Consider the following 17,797-nt stretch of genomic DNA (forward strand, 5'->3'; position numbering starts at 1 on the left):
TTGTGGGGGCGCTGCCCCCACGCCCCAGGGGTATTTCCCACCAGAAAGAAGCAGATTATCTTGGTGTGGAGCGCTTTCCACGCCTCATTCCACCGAGTATGAGAATACCGGCAAGGAGTCCGTGACATGAACAAGATCGCCCCGCAGCCCGGAATCATGGATATCGCGCTTTACCAAGGCGGCGCAGCGCATGTCGCCGGGGTGGCCGATGTGGTCAAGCTATCTTCGAACGAGAACCCCTTTGGCCCCAGCCCGCAAGCGGTTGCGGCGGTGCAGGCGGCGGCGGCGCGGATGCATCGCTATCCTTCCTCCGATCACGGGGATTTGCGCGCGGCGATTGGCGCGGCGCATGGGTTGGAGCCTGAGCGGGTCATCTGTGGCGCGGGCAGCGACGAGATCATCACCTTTCTATGTCAAGCCTATGCCGGGCCGGGCGACGAGGTGCTGCATACCGAGCATGGCTTTGGTATGTACCGAATCTGCGCGCAGGCTGCGGGGGCGACACCAGTTGAGGTTCGGGAGCGTGAGCGGGTCACAGATATCGATGCGCTCATCGCCGGGTGCAACGAGCGGACCAAGTTGGTGTTCATTGCCAATCCGAACAATCCGACCGGCACGATGATCGGTGCGGAGGAGGTGGCGCGACTGGCAGACAGCATTCCGCCGCAGGCGATTTTGGTGCTGGACGGAGCTTACGCCGAATATGTCGAGGGGTTTGACGGTGGCGCGGCGCAGGTCGCGGCACGTGAGAACGTGGTGATGACGCGCACGTTCTCGAAACTTTACGGGTTGGGGGGCTTGCGCGTCGGCTGGGCTTATGGGCCCAAAGCGATCATCGACGTGTTGAACCGGGTGCGCGGGCCGTTCAATCTTTCGACCGCTGCGATTGACGGCGCACGGGCGGCGCTGGCCGATGTGGATTATACGAAATGGTGCCGCGCCGAGAATGCGCGCTGGCGTGACTGGCTGGCCGCGGCGCTGGCCGAAGTCGGTGTTCCCTCGGACAGGTCTTGTGCCAATTTCATTCTGGCACGTTTTGCCAGTCAGGCCGAGGCGGAAGCCTGTGACGACTATTTGCAGTCGCAAGGGCTGATCGTGCGCCGGGTGTCGGGGTACAATTTGCCAAGCGCGCTGCGCATTACCATCGGGGACGAACCCGCCTGTCGCCGGGTCGCTGCTGCGGTGGCCAATTTCAAGGGTATAGTGGCGTGAATGGCCCGATTTATAACCGCGTCGCGCTGATTGGTCTGGGGCTGATTGCGTCGTCGATGTACTGGGCGATCAAACGCGCCGGCGTGGTGGGGGAGGTGACGGGCTATGCCCGGTCGCAGGCCACCCGCGACACTGCGCGCCGGATCGGGTTATGTGACCGCGTCTGCGACAGTGCCGCGGCAGCGGTCGAAGGGGCCGATCTGGTGGTGCTTTGCGTGCCGGTTGGCGTCATGGGGCAGGTCGCGGCGGAAATTGCGCCGGCGCTGAAGCCGGGGGCGACGGTCAGCGACGTGGGCTCGGTCAAGCGGGCGGTGATCACTGCCGTGGAGCCGCAATTGCCTGACGACGTTCATTTCGTTCCGGCGCATCCGCTGGCCGGGACCGAACATTCCGGCCCCGAGAGCGGCTTTGCCGAACTGTTTGACAACCGTTGGTGTCTCGTGGTTCCGGTCAATGGCACGGCAGAAACTCCCATCGCACAGTTGCAGTCCTTCTGGGAACTGCTGGGCGCAAATGTCGAGATCATGGATCCGGACCACCACGATCTGGTATTGGCAGTGACCAGCCACACGCCGCACCTGATCGCCTATACGATGGTGGGTGTCGCCGATGATCTGCGCCGGGTGACTGACAGCGAAGTGATCAAATATTCCGCCGCCGGGTTTCGCGATTTCACCCGGATTGCGGCCAGCGACCCGACCATGTGGCGCGATGTGTTCCTGTCCAACAAAGATGCGACGCTGGAGATACTCGGCCGGTTCACGGAAGAGCTGTTCGCCCTGCAACGCGCGATCCGCACCGGTGATGGTGAGCATCTGCACGAATATTTTACACGCACACGCGCGATCCGCCGGGGCATCATCGAGGCGGGGCAGGATACCGATGCGCCCGATTTCGGACGCGCAAAGGCCAAAGAATAGTATCGCTGGCGATGGTTCTGGAGTGCGGGGGCATTGCCGGTTGTGCCAGAACCTGTTTTGGCGTTTAACGCAGTATCAGATATGGTGCCGGGCCAAGTGGCAACAGGCCGAAATAAATGGTTCCGTTGCGCAGATCTAGGCTGAGATCCAACGTATCGCCGCTAGCGCCAAGACTTGATAGCAGCGACAGGACCTTTTCTGAAGTCGCAGCCGAGCGCGGCGACAGCGCGCCGCTGTCCTGCGCCAGAGCCAGCATGTCGCGCCAGTTTTCAGCTCTGATCGTCACCTGACCCTGAGGGATTCCATCTCGGTTAACAGTGACTTGCCCTGTGGCCTTCAGACGTAATGGCCCCCAATCGAGCAGTGCCAGCGCCAAATCTATGGCGGTGGGTTGCGGGCGACGTTCTTCCAGAGCGCGGCGATCCCAAGGCCGGTCGAATGCTACGCGCATGGAGATGTCGAGCGTGCCGAGAGTATCTGGCAGGTTGTCGGCGCGGCCGCGCGTTCGCCGCAGCAGCGGACCGGTGGAAAAGTCTGTCGCTTTAATCTCGACATCATAGGTTTCGGGCATATCGGTCTGGACCATCATCGCCGTGATGCTTTCGGCACTGATCAGCGGGATCCCTTCGCTACTTGCCTCCAACGGACCGGTTTGTAACGCCATCCGCTCGACCTCCAGTGCGCGGCTGCGGGCCAAATGCAGATTCGCGGACATATCCTGCGCATTGATCACCGTGGTTTGGTCGAGCCAGGACAGCCGCTGCGCGCTGGCAGGGAAGTGCAGGGTCAGCCGTCCGGGCCAGATCGCGGGGCCTTGCAGATGCAGCCAATCGGCCCGCCATGCAAGACCAGTGGCAGGATCAGCCAGAGCGGGTTTGTCGATCATCGTGAATAAGTGGAGCGGATAGCCTGACGTTGACATCGTGGCATAATCCGCTTGCCAGCCCTGAGCGTCGTGCTTGTCAAACCAGTGGGCAATGTTGCGGCGCATCATGTAGCCCGCACCATACCACCAGGCCGACCAGAGCAACCCCAGAATTATCAGGATTTTCAGCACGCGCCTCATGTGCTGCCCCCTTTCACCTGCCCCTAATTTGCTGTTTATAGGGGCCGTGAAACAAGGACCAGAACAATGACGATGTGGGTGTTCGGATACGGCTCGCTGCTGTGGAATCCGGGATTCAAAGTTACGCGGCGCGTAGTGGCGACCTTGCCGGGCTACCACCGGTCGTTCTGCATGCGCTCGATCCACCATCGCGGCACAGCCGAGGTACCGGGGCTGGTGCTTGCGCTTGATGCCGCACCGGATGTGTCCTGCATCGGCATGGCGCTGGCCGTTGCGCCGGGGCAGGAGGCGCAGACGCTGGAGTATCTGCGAGCGCGCGAACTGATCTCTTCAGCCTATCTGGAGCGGGTTCTCACCATCACGCTGGAGGATGGGACCGAGGTGGGCGCAGTCACATATGTGATTGACCCCACGCATGAGCAATATTGCAAAGATCTCTCGCTTGAAGACCAGGCCCATATCATCGCTCGCGCGGTGGGCGAAATGGGCCCGAACACCGAATATCTGTATAACACCGCCGACCATCTGGCCGAAGTTGGGTTGCATGATCCCGATCTGGACTGGTTGACCCAGCGGGTGCGTGGGCTTGCTGGACAAACACTTGGCGTTTGAGGATTGTATTCGATAGGCTTTGCCCGTGCAGAAAAGTGTTAGGATCGAGGCGCATGGCGCAATCAGACCGCAAAATTCGGCCTCAGTTCACGCAGCCGGTTCGCCAGATCGTATCGATGGTTCTGGTTCTCGTTCTGGCGGGGGCCGGCGCGGTTTTGGCATTGCCGCGCGTGCTGCCGGTGTTTCAGGCCAATCCCTATCTCAACGGGTTCATCTTTTTCGTTTTTGTGATCGGCGTGCTGGCATGTTTCTGGCAGGTGTTTCAACTCGCCGGATCGGTAAGGTGGATCGAACGTTTTGTTGCCGGTGACCCCAATCAGACGAAATCAGCACCGCAGTTACTGGCCCCCTTGGCGTCGCTGTTGCGCGCGCGGGCCGAACGCATGCAACTGGGCGCGTCCTCGACCCGGTCGATCCTGGACTCGGTCGCCACCCGCATCGACGAAGAACGCGAGATCACCCGCTATATCGTCAACGTACTGATTTTCCTTGGCCTGCTTGGCACCTTCTATGGTCTGGCCACCACCGTCCCCGCCGTTGTGGAAACAATACGCAGCCTAGCGCCGCAAGAAGGCGAAGAGGCGATCGGCGTCTTTAACCGCTTGATGACCGGACTTGAGGCGCAATTGGGAGGCATGGGGGTTGCCTTTGCCTCGTCACTGATGGGGCTGACCGGATCGCTGATCGTGGGGCTGCTGGAACTGTTCGCGGGGCACGGTCAGAACCGGTTTTATCGCGAGTTGGAGGAATGGCTGTCCTCGTTTACCCGGGTCGGGTTTTCCTCGGGCGAGGAAGAAGGTGGCAGCACGGATGCCGATGTGATGGTGACGGTGCTAGACCAGATGGACGCGCTGCATGCGATATTCCGTCAGTCCGATGAGGGGCGCGCGGCGCTTGATCACAAGCTGGGTCGGTTGATCGACTCCTTTGCCCAGATAAACGAAAGGCTGGATCAATCCGACGCGACCGCCACCGCTTTGGAGCGTGTGGCCGGGGCGCAGGACCGATTGACCGATCTGTTGCGCGAGCATGGACCGGGCGAGACCATCGACGCCGAAAGTCGGATGCGGCTGCGCTCGATCGACGTACAGATGTTGCGGATTCTCGAAGAAATTTCCGCCGGGCGGCAGGAAAGCATGGCAGAATTGCGCAAAGAGATCGACCAACTGGTCAGGGCGTTCACGTTGCCGCACGGACAGGGGCACGCGCATTCGTCGGATGGCCCGAGGGAGGGCTAGGGGATGGCCCTGCAACGACGTACAGGACAACGGTTTCAGGCATCGATCTGGCCGGGTTTTGTCGATGCAATGACCGGTCTTTTGCTGGTGCTGATGTTCCTGCTGACCATCTTTATGGTGGTGCAATTCGTGCTGCGCGAAACCATAAGCGGACAGGAAAGCGAATTGGATGCGCTGACCAGCGAAGTCGGCGCGCTGTCCACGGCGTTGGGGATGGAGGAACAGCGTGCCGGCGTGCTTGAGGCCCGTTTGGGGGCGCTGAACGCCGCGCTGAGTGCTGCGCAATCTGATCTTGCCGCAGCACAGGACGAATTGGCCAGCCAGTCCGAGCGGATCGCATCGCTGAGCATGGCGCGCGACCGCGCCGAGGGCCGCATCGAAGATCTGGAGCAGGCACGGAGCGAATTGCTGAGCGAGCAGCAAGCGCTGACCCTCGCGCTGGCCCAAAGCCGCGAGGAGTTCGACGCCCAGGCCGAGGCCGCCCGTTTGGCCGCCGCCAGGCGCGAGGCGCTGGAGGCGCTGGTGGCGGACCTTCGCGCCGACAAGGTGCAGTCCGAGGAGCGCGCGCAATCATTGCAAGAACAGTTAAGCGACGAAGAGGCCGCGCGCTTGGCCGAGGCTGCGGCGGCTCAGGCATTGCGCGACAAGTTGGCCGATGCCGATGCGGAACTGACCGCGATGACATTGTTTCTGGAACGCCAGCGGCAAGAGGCGGAAGAAACCTTGCATCTTTTGGCCGAACAGAAAGAGCATTCGACCGAGGCACAGCGCCAGACCGCACTGTTGAACCAGCAGGTCGCAGCGCTGCGGGGGCAGCTTGGCCAGCTACAGGCGCTGCTAGGCGATTATAAAGAGCGTGACGCGGCAGCGCAGGTGCAATTGCAGAATCTGGGAACCGATCTGAACGCGGCACTGGCCCGCGCCGCTTCGGAAGAGCGCAAACGCCGCCTGCTGGAGGAAACGGAACGCCAGCGGCTGGCACAGGAGGCGGAGGAACTGCGCGCGCAGGCCAAGGATCTGGAACGGTACCGCTCGGAGTTTTTTGGGCGGCTGCGCGACCTGCTGGGCAATCAGGAAGGGATACGCATCGAGGGCGACCGCTTTGTGTTTTCCTCCGAGGTGCTGTTTCCGTCTGGCAGCGCGCTTTTGTCGCCAGCAGGCCAGCAGCAGATCGCCCGGGTGGCCGACATCCTGCGCGGCATTATCGACGATATCCCGCCCGAACTTGATTGGGTGATCCGGGTCGACGGACATACCGACAGCACGCCGCTCAGCGGATATGGCAGATTTGCCGACAATTGGGAGCTCAGCCAGGCGAGGGCGCTCTCGGTGGTGCGCTATATGGTCGACGCGCTGGAGATTCCGCCCGACCGGCTGACCGCCAACGGATTCGGACAGTTCCAGCCAGTCAACACCGCCGACACGGCCGAAGCGCGCGCCCAGAACCGCCGGATCGAGTTGAAGCTGACCGAGAAATAGCAGCTGGAACGAAAACGCCCGCCGCGACCTGAAGATCGCAGCGGGCGTCATTGGCACAGGGCAGCTGCCCTTTGTGTTACTCGGCCGTCAGAAGTGGCGGCTTGTTGCCCGACAGGCGCGGTTTTTCTTTTCCGTCCATGCGCAGCTCCAGTTTGCCGTCCTTGACGCCAACCTTGACCAGACCGCCCTTGGCCAGCTTGCCGAACAGCAGTTCCTCGGCCAGCGGTTTCTTGATATGCTCTTGGATCTCGCGCCCCAGCGGGCGCGCACCCATCTTGTCGTCGTAGCCCCGGTCTGCCAGCCATTGCGCCGCGGCGCGGGTCAGTTCGATGCTCACACCACGATCCAGCAATTGTGCCTCAAGCTGCAGCACGAACTTTTCGACCACCTGCAGGATCACCTCCTTGCTGAGCGGCGCGAAGGAGATCACTGCATCCAGACGGTTGCGGAATTCCGGCGTGAAGGTGCGTTCGATCGCGGCCGTATCCTCGCCTTCGCGGCGGTCGCGGCCAAAGCCGATCGCCGATTTGGCCAGTTCGGTTGCGCCCGCATTCGAGGTCATGATCAGCACCACATTGCGGAAATCCACGGTGCGCCCATTGTGGTCGGTCAGCTTGCCGTGGTCCATCACCTGCAACAGGATGTTATAGACGTCCGGGTGCGCCTTTTCGATCTCGTCGAGCAGCAGCACGCAATGCGGGTGCTGGTCGACTCCGTCGGTCAACATGCCGCCTTGGTCAAACCCGACATAGCCCGGAGGCGCGCCGATGAGCCGGCTAACCGCGTGTTTCTCCATGTATTCTGACATGTCGAAGCGCAATAGCTCGACGCCCAGCGAATCGGCCAACTGCCGCGCCACCTCGGTCTTGCCGACACCGGTGGGACCGGCGAACAGATAGTTTCCGATGGGTTTTTCCGGTTCGCGCAGACCCGCGCGCGACAATTTGATCGCACTGGAAAGCGCCTCGATCGCCTTGTCCTGCCCAAACACGACACGTTTGAGCGAGCTTTCGAGATCCTTGAGAACCTCGGCATCGTCCTTGCTGACGTTTTTGGGCGGAATACGGGCGATTTTCGCCACCACGTTTTCGATTTCCTTGGTGCCAATGGTCTTGCGGCGCTTGGATTCCGCAAGCAGATGCTGCGCCGCGCCTGCCTCGTCGATAACGTCGATGGCCTTATCGGGCAGTTTGCGGTCGTTCATATAGCGCGCCGACAGTTCCACCGCGGTCCTGACCGCGTCGGCGGTGTATTTCACCCGGTGATGCTCTTCGAAATAGGGTTTCAGACCTTTCAGGATTTTCACCGAATCTTCGACCGACGGCTCGTTCACGTCGATTTTCTGGAACCGCCGCGACAACGCGCGGTCCTTTTCGAAGTGCTGGCGGAACTCTTTGTAAGTGGTCGAGCCCATGCAGCGCAGTTTGCCACCTTGAAGCGCGGGCTTGAGCAGGTTGGACGCGTCCATAGCCCCGCCGCTGGTCGCACCAGCGCCGATGATCGTGTGGATCTCGTCGATGAACAATACCGCGTCGGGATGTTCTTCAAGCTCGGTCATCACCGCTTTCAGCCGCTCTTCAAAATCGCCGCGATAGCGGGTTCCGGCGAGCAGCGCGCCCATGTCCAGCGAAAAGATCGTTGTCTTCGCCAGCACCTCAGGGGTTTCACCGGCAACGATCTTGCGCGCCAGCCCTTCGGCGATCGCTGTCTTGCCCACGCCGGGATCGCCCACCAGAATCGGGTTGTTCTTGCGCCGCCGGCAAAGCACCTGAATGCAGCGTTCGACTTCGTCTTCGCGACCGATCAGTGGGTCGATACCGCCGCCGCGCGATTTCGCGTTCAGGTTGACGCAATATTTGCCAAGCGCGCTTTCCTTGTCGTCGCCTGCACTGACGTGCTCAGATTCGTTATCCATGTCAGCCGCCCCCGTTACCGGTCTGCTTTCGCCAAAAGCCGGATCCTTGGCGACACCATGAGCAATGAAATTGACCGCATCATAGCGAGTCATGTCTTGTTCCTGCAGGAAATAGGCTGCGTTGCTTTCCCGCTCGGCAAAGATTGCGACAAGCACGTTGGCGCCAGTCACCTCGGTGCGGCCTGAGGATTGGACATGAATTGCCGCGCGCTGGATCACACGCTGAAACGCCGCCGTTGGCACCGCCTCCGATCCGTCGATATCGGTCACCAAATTGCTGAGATCGTCCTCAATGAATTCGACAAGCGTGTTGCGTAATTCGCCCATGTCGACACTGCACGCTTGCATCACGCGGGTCGCATCGGGTTCATCCAGCAGCGCCAGCAGAAGATGTTCCAGCGTTGCAAATTCGTGGCGCCGTTCATTCGCCAGCGCAAGCGCGGCGTGGATGGCCTGTTCAAGGGTGCTCGAAAATGAAGGCACGGCGTGCTCCTCTGGTCTGTGTCGGTGAGGGAGCGAATGGGGTCGCACCCCCGAGCCAACTTGATCTTATACTAATAGAGTTTGGTTGATAGAGCCACGTCTTCAAGTTTTTTCTTTGCTGGCGCAGTCACATTTCCCGTGACCGTTGCAAGGCGGCGTGAAGCGCGGGGATCAAAATTTGTCTTTTCGGGTGCGGATCTCTGCAAAGACCTCTGCAGGGCTGGCATCTTCCATGCCAAGGGCGGTCTGTACCGTTGGTTCATTCGCGCGCAGAAACGGGTTGGTTTTCAGTTCCAGCCGCAGGGGAGAGGGAACCAACGGGATGTCCTGCGCCCGCGCCTGCGCGATGTCTTCAACACGCGATATAAGGTCTTGGTTATCGGGTTCAATAGTCAAGGCAAAAGCGCCATTGGCTTGAGTATATTCATGGCCTGAGTAAATGATCGTGTCCTCTGGCAGATTGGCCAGCTTTTGCAAGCTTTCCCACATTTGCGGCATCGTGCCCTCGACCACACGTCCACAACCCAGGGCCATCAGGCTGTCGGCGGTGAAGGCCGCCTTGCTGTCGGGAAAATGGAACGCGATATGGCCCAGCGTATGGCCCGGTACGGCGATAACATGGCCGGTCTGCCCGCCGATCCTGACCGTGTCGCCGTCGTCCACCTGGATATCGAGCGCGGGCAGGCGATGCGCATCGCTGCGCGCCCCGACCACTTTGGCGGAATGGCTTTCCAGCAGCGTATCTAGCCCCTGCACATGATCCGCGTGATGGTGGGTCAGCAGTACTTGATTGACCTGCCAGCCACGTTCTTGCAGCATCGCCAAGATCGGCGCGGCCTCGGGCACGTCAATGACGGCGGTTTCACCGCTTTCGCTGTCATGCGCGATGAAGGCATAATTGTCAGACAGGCACGGGACGGTCAAAATCTCCAAGGGCATGGTCTTTCGTCCTTTCGTTGTTAAACTTCATTCAGCCAAGACTGACTTAACTGACAGGCGTGCGCAATGCATCTCGACGTGCAGGAACTTCGCAGCTTCTACTATCGCAGCACGCTGGGACGCGGAGCGCAGGCGTCGATCCGCATGCGATTGCTGGAATTGTGGCCCGAGGCCAACGGCCAGACCGTCGCCGGCTTTGGTTTTGCAGTGCCGGCGCTGCGCCCTTATCTGCCGCAGGCGCGGCGGATGATCGCATTGATGCCCGCGCAGCAGGGCGTGATTGCCTGGCCGCCGGGGCTGCCGAATAAGTCGGTGTTGACTGAAGAGACGCAGTGGCCGATCGAAACCGGACATATCGACAAGCTTCTAGTAATGCATGGGCTGGAAGGGTCGGAACACCCTTCACAGCTTCTTGACGAGTGCTGGCGGGTGTTGGGGCCGGGGGGGCGAGCGATCTTTATCGTACCGAGCCGCGGCGGGCTTTGGTCGCGCAACGACGCCACGCCGTTCGGGCACGGGCAACCGTATACGCCGGGTCAGTTGGAGACCCTGTTGAGACAGCATCGCTTTGTACCGGAAAGACATGCTGCAGCGTTGTATCAGCCGCCATCGTCACGGCGATTCTGGCTGAAGTCGCGAACGGTCTTTGAACGGTTGGGGCGGAGGTTGCCGTCAGTTGTCGCCGGCGGGGTGGTGATGATCGAGGTCAGTAAACGGGTACAGGCACCGACAGGAACCGGCGTGAAGGAACTTGCCAGACGACCGGCGCGCGCCCTCAAGGGGGTAAAAGGGGTCACACGCCCGGCCTGATGGAGAACTCTAGATTGCTTGAACATGCGGGAATCGTTTGAAAACCCGATCATCAGATAGGGCAAATTTATCACGGATTTCCCGCAATCTACCGCCGAGTGTCCAAGATACTGGAAATATGCGAATAATCGGAGTGTGCATAATGCCTGTGCCATGTTGCGGGAATGGGATGCCTCTGCTACATCCACGCTGATTTTGATGCCCTGCCAATTCGCCGGGCTATTCAACGCCCCCGGAGATCGCAGCATATGCGGCTAACCGGGGCCAATACCGGAAGGGTGGACGTGTCAGAAGCAGCATCGATTTCCACAAGTATCGCCGAGCGCTATGCCACCGCGATATTTGAGATCGCGCAAGAGAATGATAATCTCGCCGGACTTGAGGCCAGTCTCACGGATCTGGCCACCACGCTGGAAGACAGCGCCGAGTTGCGTAATCTGATCGAATCGCCAGTGATATCGCGGACCGATCAGAAAGGTGCCATTGTCGCGATTGCGGAGAAAATGAAACTGGTTCCAGTGCTGCGCGATACATTGGCGTTGATGGCTGACAAGCGCCGCCTCTACGTCGTGCCGCACCTGATCACGGCGCTGCGCGCCCTGCTGGCTGCACAGCGCAACGAGGTTGTCGCCGATGTCACAAGCGCCAAGGCCCTGACCAAGGCACAAACCGAAAAACTCGCGTCCACTCTGACGAAGAATGTGGGCAAGACCGTCACCATCAACGCGACTGTCGATGAAAGCCTCATCGGCGGTCTTGTCGTCAAGGTGGGCAGCAAGATGATCGACACGTCGATTCGCGCGCGGCTCAATTCCCTCCAGAATGCAATGAAAGAGGTCGGATAAATGGGTATCCAAGCAGCAGAGATTTCTGCGATACTAAAGGACCAGATCAAGAATTATGGTCAGGAAGCCGAGGTGGCCGAGGTGGGCCGCGTCCTGAGCGTAGGCGACGGGATTGCCCGCATCTATGGGCTGGACAACGTGCAGGCCGGTGAGATGGTCGAGTTCCCCGGCGGCATCATGGGCATGGCGCTGAACCTGGAAACCGACAATGTCGGCGTCGTGATCTTCGGCTCCGACCGTGACATTGGCGAAGGCGATATCGTCAAGCGGACCAACTCCATCGTGGATGTTCCGATTGGCGATGCGCTGCTGGGCCGCGTTGTCGATGGTCTGGGCAATCCGATCGACGGCAAGGGGCCGATCGCGACGACCGAACGCGGTGTTGCCGACGTCAAGGCACCGGGCATCATCCCGCGTAAATCTGTGCACGAGCCGATGGCGACGGGCATGAAGGCCGTCGACTCGATGATTCCGATCGGACGCGGCCAGCGCGAACTGATCATTGGCGACCGTCAGACCGGCAAGACCGCTTTGGCGCTCGACACGATCCTGAACCAGAAATCCTATAATGACGCTGCAGGCGACGATGAGGGCAAGAAGCTGTATTGCGTCTATGTCGCCGTCGGCCAGAAGCGTTCGACCGTGGCGCAGCTGGTGAAAAAGCTGGAAGAGAACAACGCCATGGAATATTCCATCGTCGTTGCCGCAACTGCTTCCGAGCCTGCTCCGCTGCAGTACCTCGCTCCTTATACCGCGACCGCCATGGCCGAGCATTTCCGCGACAATGGCCGTCACGCGCTGGTGGTTTATGACGACTTGTCGAAGCAGGCTGTGGCCTATCGTCAAATGTCGCTGCTGCTGCGTCGTCCACCAGGACGCGAAGCCTATCCGGGTGACGTGTTCTATCTGCACTCGCGGCTTCTCGAGCGTTCGGCCAAGCTGAACGAGGATTTCGGTGCTGGGTCGCTGACCGCGCTGCCGATCATCGAAACACAAGGCGGCGACGTGTCGGCGTTTATTCCCACAAACGTGATTTCGATCACTGACGGGCAGATTTTCCTCGAGACCGAGCTGTTCTATCAGGGCATCCGCCCAGCGGTGAACACTGGTCTATCGGTGTCACGTGTGGGTTCTTCGGCGCAGACCAACGCGATGAAATCGGTCGCCGGTCCGGTCAAGCTGGAATTGGCGCAATATCGCGAGATGGCGGCGTTCGCACAGTTCGGTTCGGACCTTGACGCGGCGACGCAGCGTCTGCTGAACCGCGGCGCGCGGTTGACCGAACTGATGAAACAGCCGCAGTATTCTCCGCTGACCAACGCTGAAATCGTTTGCGTTATCTATGCTGGGACGAACGGCTATCTAGACAATCTACCGGTGTCGGATGTGGGCCGCTTTGAGTCCGGTCTGCTGGCGCACCTGCGGGGCAAACGCTCGGATATCTTGGATTTCATCACCAACGAAGATCCCAAGGTCAAAGGCGAAGCCGAGGAGAAGATCAAGGCTGCAATCGACGAATTCGCCGCCGATTTCGCTTAAGGGGGTTTGACAGATGGCAAACCTCAAGGATCTAAAGAACCGGATCGAAAGCGTCAAGAATACGCGCAAGATTACCAAGGCCATGCAAATGGTTGCCGCGGCGAAGCTTCGCCGCGCGCAGGAGGCTGCGGAACAGTCGCGCCCCTATACGGAGCGGTTCAATGCCGTCATGGCGCAATTGGCCGCATCGGTGGGCGCATCAGATTCTGCGCCACGCCTGCTGGCAGGAACCGGTAGCGATCAAACCCATTTGCTGGTGGTGCTCACCGCCGAGCGGGGGTTGTGCGGCGGGTTCAACGCGAATATCGCCAAACTGGCGCGCGTTCATGCCGGACAGCTGAAAGCCGAAGGCAAGACGGTCAAGATTGTGACCGTCGGCAAAAAGGGCCGTGATGCGCTTAAGCGTGAATATGAAGAGTATTTCGTTGACCATGTGGATCTAACCGAAATCAAGCGCATCGCGTATTCCGATGCGCAGGGTATCGCTCGCGATATCATCAAGCGGTTCGATGCGGGTGAGTTCGACGTGGCGACGCTGTTCTATTCGAAATTCGTCAACGTTGTGACTCAGGAGCCAACTGCACAGCAGATCATTCCCGCGGCTTATGAGACCGAAGTGAGCGAGGACACGCAGGCCGATACCGGCGCGGTCTATGATTACGAGCCGGACGAAGAGGCGATTTTGGCCGACCTGCTGCCGCGCGGTGTCGCGACGCAGGTCTTCTCGGCGCTGTTGGAAAACGGCGCATCCGAGCAGGGTGCGCGGATGTCCGCGATGGACAACGCCACCCGCAACGCGGGCGAGATGATCGACAAGCTGACGATCGAATACAACCGTTCGCGCCAGGCCGTGATCACCAACGAGCTGATTGAAATCATTTCGGGCGCCGAGGCGCTCTAACGAACCGGAGTTAAAAACATGGCAAAAGCAAAAGGCAAGGTGACGCAAGTCATTGGCGCCGTGGTCGATGTGCAGTTCGAAGGCGAGCTTCCCGAGATCCTGAACGCGCTGGAAACCGATAACAATGGCAAGCGCCTCGTGCTTGAGGTCGCCCAGCACCTTGGCGAAAACACCGTGCGCACCATCGCGATGGACGCAACCGAGGGCCTGGTGCGGGGTCAGGAAGTGACGGATACCGAAAGCACGATTCAGGTGCCCGTCGGGGATGCCACCTTGGGCCGTATCCTCAACGTGGTCGGCGAGCCGATCGACGAAAAGGGGCCGGTCAATGCGACTGAAACCCGTGCGATCCACGGCGAAGCGCCGGACTTTGCCGAGCAGTCCACGGAATCCGAAATCCTCATCACCGGGATCAAGGTGATCGACCTGCTGGCACCCTATTCCAAGGGCGGTAAGATTGGCCTGTTTGGCGGTGCTGGTGTCGGCAAGACGGTTCTGATCATGGAGCTGATCAATAACATCGCCAAGGTTCACTCGGGCTATTCCGTGTTCGCGGGCGTGGGAGAGCGGACTCGCGAGGGCAACGACCTCTACCACGAAATGATCGAATCCAACGTCATCAATCCCGACAATCTAGAAGAATCGCAGGTGGCACTGGTCTATGGCCAGATGAACGAACCGCCAGGGGCACGGGCCCGTGTCGCGCTGACCGGTCTGACCTTGGCCGAACAGTTCCGCGACCAGTCCGGTACTGACGTTCTGTTCTTCGTCGACAACATCTTCCGCTTCACGCAGGCGGGCTCCGAGGTGTCGGCGCTTCTGGGGCGGATTCCATCGGCGGTGGGCTATCAGCCGACGCTGGCGACCGACATGGGTGCGCTACAAGAGCGGATCACCTCGACCAAATCGGGTTCGATCACCTCGGTGCAGGCAATCTACGTGCCCGCGGACGACTTGACCGACCCGGCTCCTGCGACGTCCTTCGCCCACCTTGATGCGACAACGGTTCTGGACCGCGCAATTTCTGAGCTGGGTATTTATCCTGCGGTGGATCCGCTGGGATCGACTTCGCGTCTGCTTGACCCGGCGGTGGTCGGAGAGGAACACTATAAGGTTGCCACCGATGTGCAGCAGGTGCTTCAGCGCTACAAGTCGCTACAGGATATCATCGCTATTCTGGGCATGGATGAGTTGAGCGAAGAGGACAAGCTGGCCGTGGCGCGCGCGCGCAAGATCCAGCGCTTCCTGTCGCAGCCATTCGATGTGGCCAAGGTGTTCACCGGATCGGACGGTGTGCAGGTGCCGCTGGAGGAAACCATCGCATCGTTCAAGGCGGTTGTTGCTGGTGAGTACGACCACTTGCCCGAAGGTGCGTTCTACATGGTTGGTGGCATCGACGACGTGAAGGCTAAAGCCGAGCGCATGGCTGCCGACGCGGCCTGAGGAGAAGCCTGATGGCAGATACAATGCAGTTCGACCTCGTGAGCCCCGAACGCCGCCTTGCTTCGCACAAGGTGGCTTCGGTCAAGATCCCGGGGGCCGAAGGCGACATGACCGTGATGGCGGGCCACGCGCCCACCATCACCACCCTGCGCCCCGGCGTGTTAAAAGTCGATGGACCTGACGGCGAGATGGATTATGTCGTCAGCGGTGGTTTCGCCGAGATCAACGCGGGCAGCCTTTCGGTGCTGGCGGAAAAAGCGATCCCGGTCGGCGAAATGACCCGCGAGGATCTGGACCAGATGATTGAAGAAGCCCGCAAGGCGCATGAAAACGCGCAGGAAACCTTCAAGAATGAGCCGGGCCCGGTTGATGACGCGGCAAAGGTTCTGGCTGATATGGTGGCCGTGGGCGACCATATCAGATTGTCGTCAAACGCGCCGTTGCCCGGCTGATTTGTGATAAAACCGGCCCCCCTCGGGCCGGTTTTCTTCGATTGTAACCTCAGCTGAGAAGGCGCGTTGCCTTGCCGGCAATCCGTCGCTAAACCGCGCGCCATGAAACAATCAGTTCGCCCACACCGAAATTTTTATGGCCGCACCAAGGGGCAATCACTCCGGCGCAGCCAGAAAGCCTATATCGATCAAGATCTGGCTTCCTTCTCGCCAGGAGCGGTCGATTGGGATGTAAACCCAGAGCGCACACCGCTTGATATTCAGACATTATATGGCGGACGACCGCTTTGGCTGGAGGTCGGCTTTGGCGGGGGCGAGCATCTTGTGCATCAGGCCGCCCGCAACCCCGATGTGGGAATCATCGGAGCCGAACCTTATATCAACGGCGTGGCGATGCTGTTGGGCAAGATCCGGCGCGCCGGTGTTCGCAATCTGGCAGTGCATCCGGGTGATGCGCGCGATTTAATGGATGTTCTTCCGCCTCGATCGGTTGCACGGGCGTTTCTGCTTTATCCTGATCCCTGGCCAAAGAAGCGCCATCATCGCCGCCGCTTCGTCACGCAAGAACATCTTGAGCCTTTGGCCCGCGCAATGGCGCCCGGGGCGATCCTGCGACTTGCGACGGATATTCCCGACTATGTGCGGCAAGCATTGGAAGAGGTGCCGCGCGCCGGGTTCGATTGGCTTGCCGAGCGCCCGGCCGACTGGCGCGAACCATGGGATGATTGGATCTCTACCCGCTATGAACAAAAGGCACTGCGCGAAGGGCGTTCGCCGCATTACCTGACCTTTCGGCGCAAGGATTAAGTCCAAGCGCTGGAGTTGCGTGATCATCCGCCGGCAAGCGGACCAGATCGCCGAAATCCTGCGCCGCGATAATGCCATCCACGCTGATCCTACCAACCAAATCATTGGCGATCAAAACCCGCAGGTCGATCGTGCTATAAAGGGCGGCGGCCCGAGAGTAATTACGCAACCGCTTGGGCGCATAAATCAGCTTGCATACCCCGAACAGCGACTGGCAGCCGCCGATGGTGTTAAGCGTACGGGCTGCCATACTGCTTCTTTCATAGCGGATGCGCCGTGCCTCGCTTTTCCCGGTCACTTTTTGCGACAGGAAGTTGCTTTGAACTAATTCAGCGGGCATGCTGGTGACCGGGGTCGAAGCGGCACGCCATTGAAAAAGGAGACGCGCGATGACCTATTACACCGGTTCAATCGCGGCCGTCCCGACCGTGAATAAGCAGAAATATATCGATCATGTGGTCGCAGTCTGGCCTGTGTTCGCATCCTTTGGGGCGGGCCGGATGGTCGAAACGTGGGGGGTCGATGTGCCGAACGGCAAGGTCACCGATTTTTACGGGGCGGTGCAGGCCAAAGATGATGAAAGCATCGTGTTTTCGTGGATCGCGTGGCCCGATAAGGCGACCACGGATGCCGCATGGCAAAAGATCGAAAACAGCTCGGCGATGAAAGACCTACCGGAAATGCCCTTTGACGGCCGCCGCATGATTTTTGGCGGCTTTAGTCCCGTATACGAGCGGGGCAGCAGCTCTGGAGTGGGTTACTATCAGGGGTTCACGCTGGCAGTGCCGGAAAAGAACAAGTCCGCATATATCGAAATGGCCGATCAAGGCTGGCAGATGTTCAAGAAACATGGTGCGCTTGAAATGGTTGAAGCTTGGGGCGAAGACGTGCCGCACGGTAAGCAGACCGATTTTTATCGTGCGACTAAGGCGCAAACTGGTGAGATCCCGGTTTTCAGTTGGATCGCCTGGCCTGACCGTGCCAGTTGCGATGCCGCGGCCAAGGCTATGGAGGCCGAGATGGCCGATTTCGACATGTCCAAAATGCCGTTCGACGGCATGCGGATGATATGGGCGGGATTCGAGCCGGTCTTTGATTCGAAAGCCTAATCATCCTCGGCCAAGCCTAGGGAGTGA

Annotated in this window: 17 protein-coding genes; 13 read left to right on the forward strand and 4 right to left on the reverse strand. The window is 60.0% G+C overall.

Annotated elements, in window-relative coordinates:
- Nucleotides 1-126 precede the first annotated feature (126 nt).
- Together hisC and JAO82_RS03055 are read left to right on the forward strand one after the other, a co-directional pair.
- The gene (gene hisC, locus JAO82_RS03050; RefSeq protein WP_198684877.1) at nucleotides 127-1,212 is read left to right on the forward strand and encodes a histidinol-phosphate transaminase; all 1,086 of its coding nucleotides are present in this window, start codon (nucleotides 127-129) and stop codon (nucleotides 1,210-1,212) included.
- The gene (locus JAO82_RS03055; protein WP_198684878.1) at nucleotides 1,209-2,132 is read left to right on the forward strand and encodes a prephenate/arogenate dehydrogenase family protein; all 924 of its coding nucleotides are present in this window, start codon (nucleotides 1,209-1,211) and stop codon (nucleotides 2,130-2,132) included. The genes hisC and JAO82_RS03055 overlap by 4 nt, the downstream gene beginning before the upstream one ends.
- A gap of 64 nt (nucleotides 2,133-2,196) precedes the next feature.
- On the opposite strand, the gene JAO82_RS03060 is transcribed toward JAO82_RS03055, so the two are convergent.
- Nucleotides 2,197-3,198 carry a DUF2125 domain-containing protein gene (locus JAO82_RS03060; RefSeq protein WP_198684879.1) on the reverse strand — a complete coding sequence of 334 codons (1,002 nt, stop codon included), beginning with the start codon at nucleotides 3,196-3,198 and terminating at the stop codon, nucleotides 2,197-2,199.
- 66 nt (nucleotides 3,199-3,264) lie between these two features.
- Between JAO82_RS03060 and JAO82_RS03065 the strand changes: the two genes are divergently transcribed.
- From JAO82_RS03065 to JAO82_RS03075, 3 genes are read left to right on the forward strand one after another with little or no spacing between them, the layout of a single operon-like run.
- Nucleotides 3,265-3,810, forward strand: a complete 546-nt coding sequence (locus tag JAO82_RS03065) for a gamma-glutamylcyclotransferase (protein ID WP_198684880.1) — start codon at nucleotides 3,265-3,267, stop codon at nucleotides 3,808-3,810.
- Nucleotides 3,811-3,863: 53 nt separating this feature from the next.
- On the forward strand, nucleotides 3,864-5,048 hold the full coding sequence (locus JAO82_RS03070; RefSeq protein ID WP_198684881.1) for a biopolymer transporter ExbB: 1,185 nt from the start codon (nucleotides 3,864-3,866) through the stop codon (nucleotides 5,046-5,048).
- A 3-nt stretch (nucleotides 5,049-5,051) separates the two neighbouring features.
- Nucleotides 5,052-6,527 (forward strand): peptidoglycan -binding protein, encoded by a 1,476-nt coding sequence (locus tag JAO82_RS03075; RefSeq protein ID WP_198684882.1) that lies wholly within the window; start codon nucleotides 5,052-5,054, stop codon nucleotides 6,525-6,527.
- A gap of 76 nt (nucleotides 6,528-6,603) precedes the next feature.
- Here the strand turns inward: JAO82_RS03075 and clpA are convergent, their stop codons facing one another.
- Nucleotides 6,604-8,925 carry an ATP-dependent Clp protease ATP-binding subunit ClpA gene (gene clpA, locus JAO82_RS03080; protein WP_198684883.1) on the reverse strand — a complete coding sequence of 774 codons (2,322 nt, stop codon included), beginning with the start codon at nucleotides 8,923-8,925 and terminating at the stop codon, nucleotides 6,604-6,606.
- A gap of 171 nt (nucleotides 8,926-9,096) precedes the next feature.
- A complete protein-coding gene (gene gloB, locus JAO82_RS03085) occupies nucleotides 9,097-9,864 on the reverse strand; it encodes a hydroxyacylglutathione hydrolase (protein ID WP_198684884.1) in 768 nt (255 codons plus the stop codon).
- Between the two features lie 66 nt (nucleotides 9,865-9,930).
- Between gloB and JAO82_RS03090 the strand changes: the two genes are divergently transcribed.
- The 7 genes from JAO82_RS03090 to trmB all read left to right on the forward strand — a co-directional run bounded on the left by JAO82_RS03090 (nucleotide 9,931) and on the right by trmB (nucleotide 16,661).
- Nucleotides 9,931-10,674 carry a methyltransferase domain-containing protein gene (locus tag JAO82_RS03090; protein ID WP_198684885.1) on the forward strand — a complete coding sequence of 248 codons (744 nt, stop codon included), beginning with the start codon at nucleotides 9,931-9,933 and terminating at the stop codon, nucleotides 10,672-10,674.
- A 284-nt stretch (nucleotides 10,675-10,958) separates the two neighbouring features.
- Nucleotides 10,959-11,519, forward strand: a complete 561-nt coding sequence (locus JAO82_RS03095) for a F0F1 ATP synthase subunit delta (RefSeq protein WP_198684886.1) — start codon at nucleotides 10,959-10,961, stop codon at nucleotides 11,517-11,519.
- Nucleotides 11,520-13,058, forward strand: coding sequence for a F0F1 ATP synthase subunit alpha (gene atpA / locus JAO82_RS03100; RefSeq protein ID WP_198684887.1), 1,539 nt, complete (start codon nucleotides 11,520-11,522; stop codon nucleotides 13,056-13,058).
- Nucleotides 13,059-13,071: 13 nt separating this feature from the next.
- The gene (locus JAO82_RS03105; protein ID WP_198684888.1) at nucleotides 13,072-13,959 is read left to right on the forward strand and encodes a F0F1 ATP synthase subunit gamma; all 888 of its coding nucleotides are present in this window, start codon (nucleotides 13,072-13,074) and stop codon (nucleotides 13,957-13,959) included.
- Nucleotides 13,960-13,977: 18 nt separating this feature from the next.
- Nucleotides 13,978-15,402 carry a F0F1 ATP synthase subunit beta gene (atpD, locus tag JAO82_RS03110; protein ID WP_198684889.1) on the forward strand — a complete coding sequence of 475 codons (1,425 nt, stop codon included), beginning with the start codon at nucleotides 13,978-13,980 and terminating at the stop codon, nucleotides 15,400-15,402.
- 11 nt (nucleotides 15,403-15,413) lie between these two features.
- Complete coding sequence (locus JAO82_RS03115) at nucleotides 15,414-15,854, forward strand: F0F1 ATP synthase subunit epsilon (protein WP_198684890.1); 441 nt, start codon at nucleotides 15,414-15,416, stop codon at nucleotides 15,852-15,854.
- A 102-nt stretch (nucleotides 15,855-15,956) separates the two neighbouring features.
- Nucleotides 15,957-16,661, forward strand: a complete 705-nt coding sequence (trmB, locus tag JAO82_RS03120; RefSeq protein ID WP_198684891.1) for a tRNA (guanine(46)-N(7))-methyltransferase TrmB — start codon at nucleotides 15,957-15,959, stop codon at nucleotides 16,659-16,661.
- On the opposite strand, the gene JAO82_RS03125 is transcribed toward trmB, so the two are convergent.
- On the reverse strand, nucleotides 16,588-17,001 hold the full coding sequence (locus JAO82_RS03125) for a hypothetical protein (protein WP_198684892.1): 414 nt from the start codon (nucleotides 16,999-17,001) through the stop codon (nucleotides 16,588-16,590). The genes trmB and JAO82_RS03125 overlap by 74 nt on opposite strands.
- Before the next feature lie 49 nt (nucleotides 17,002-17,050).
- On the opposite strand from JAO82_RS03125, the gene JAO82_RS03130 reads away from it, so the two are divergent.
- On the forward strand, nucleotides 17,051-17,770 hold the full coding sequence (locus JAO82_RS03130; RefSeq protein ID WP_198684893.1) for a DUF1428 domain-containing protein: 720 nt from the start codon (nucleotides 17,051-17,053) through the stop codon (nucleotides 17,768-17,770).
- The last annotated feature ends 27 nt before the right edge of the window (nucleotides 17,771-17,797 follow it).

The organism is Pontibaca salina (assembly GCF_016307205.1).
GTDB lineage: Bacteria > Pseudomonadota > Alphaproteobacteria > Rhodobacterales > Rhodobacteraceae > Pontibaca > Pontibaca salina.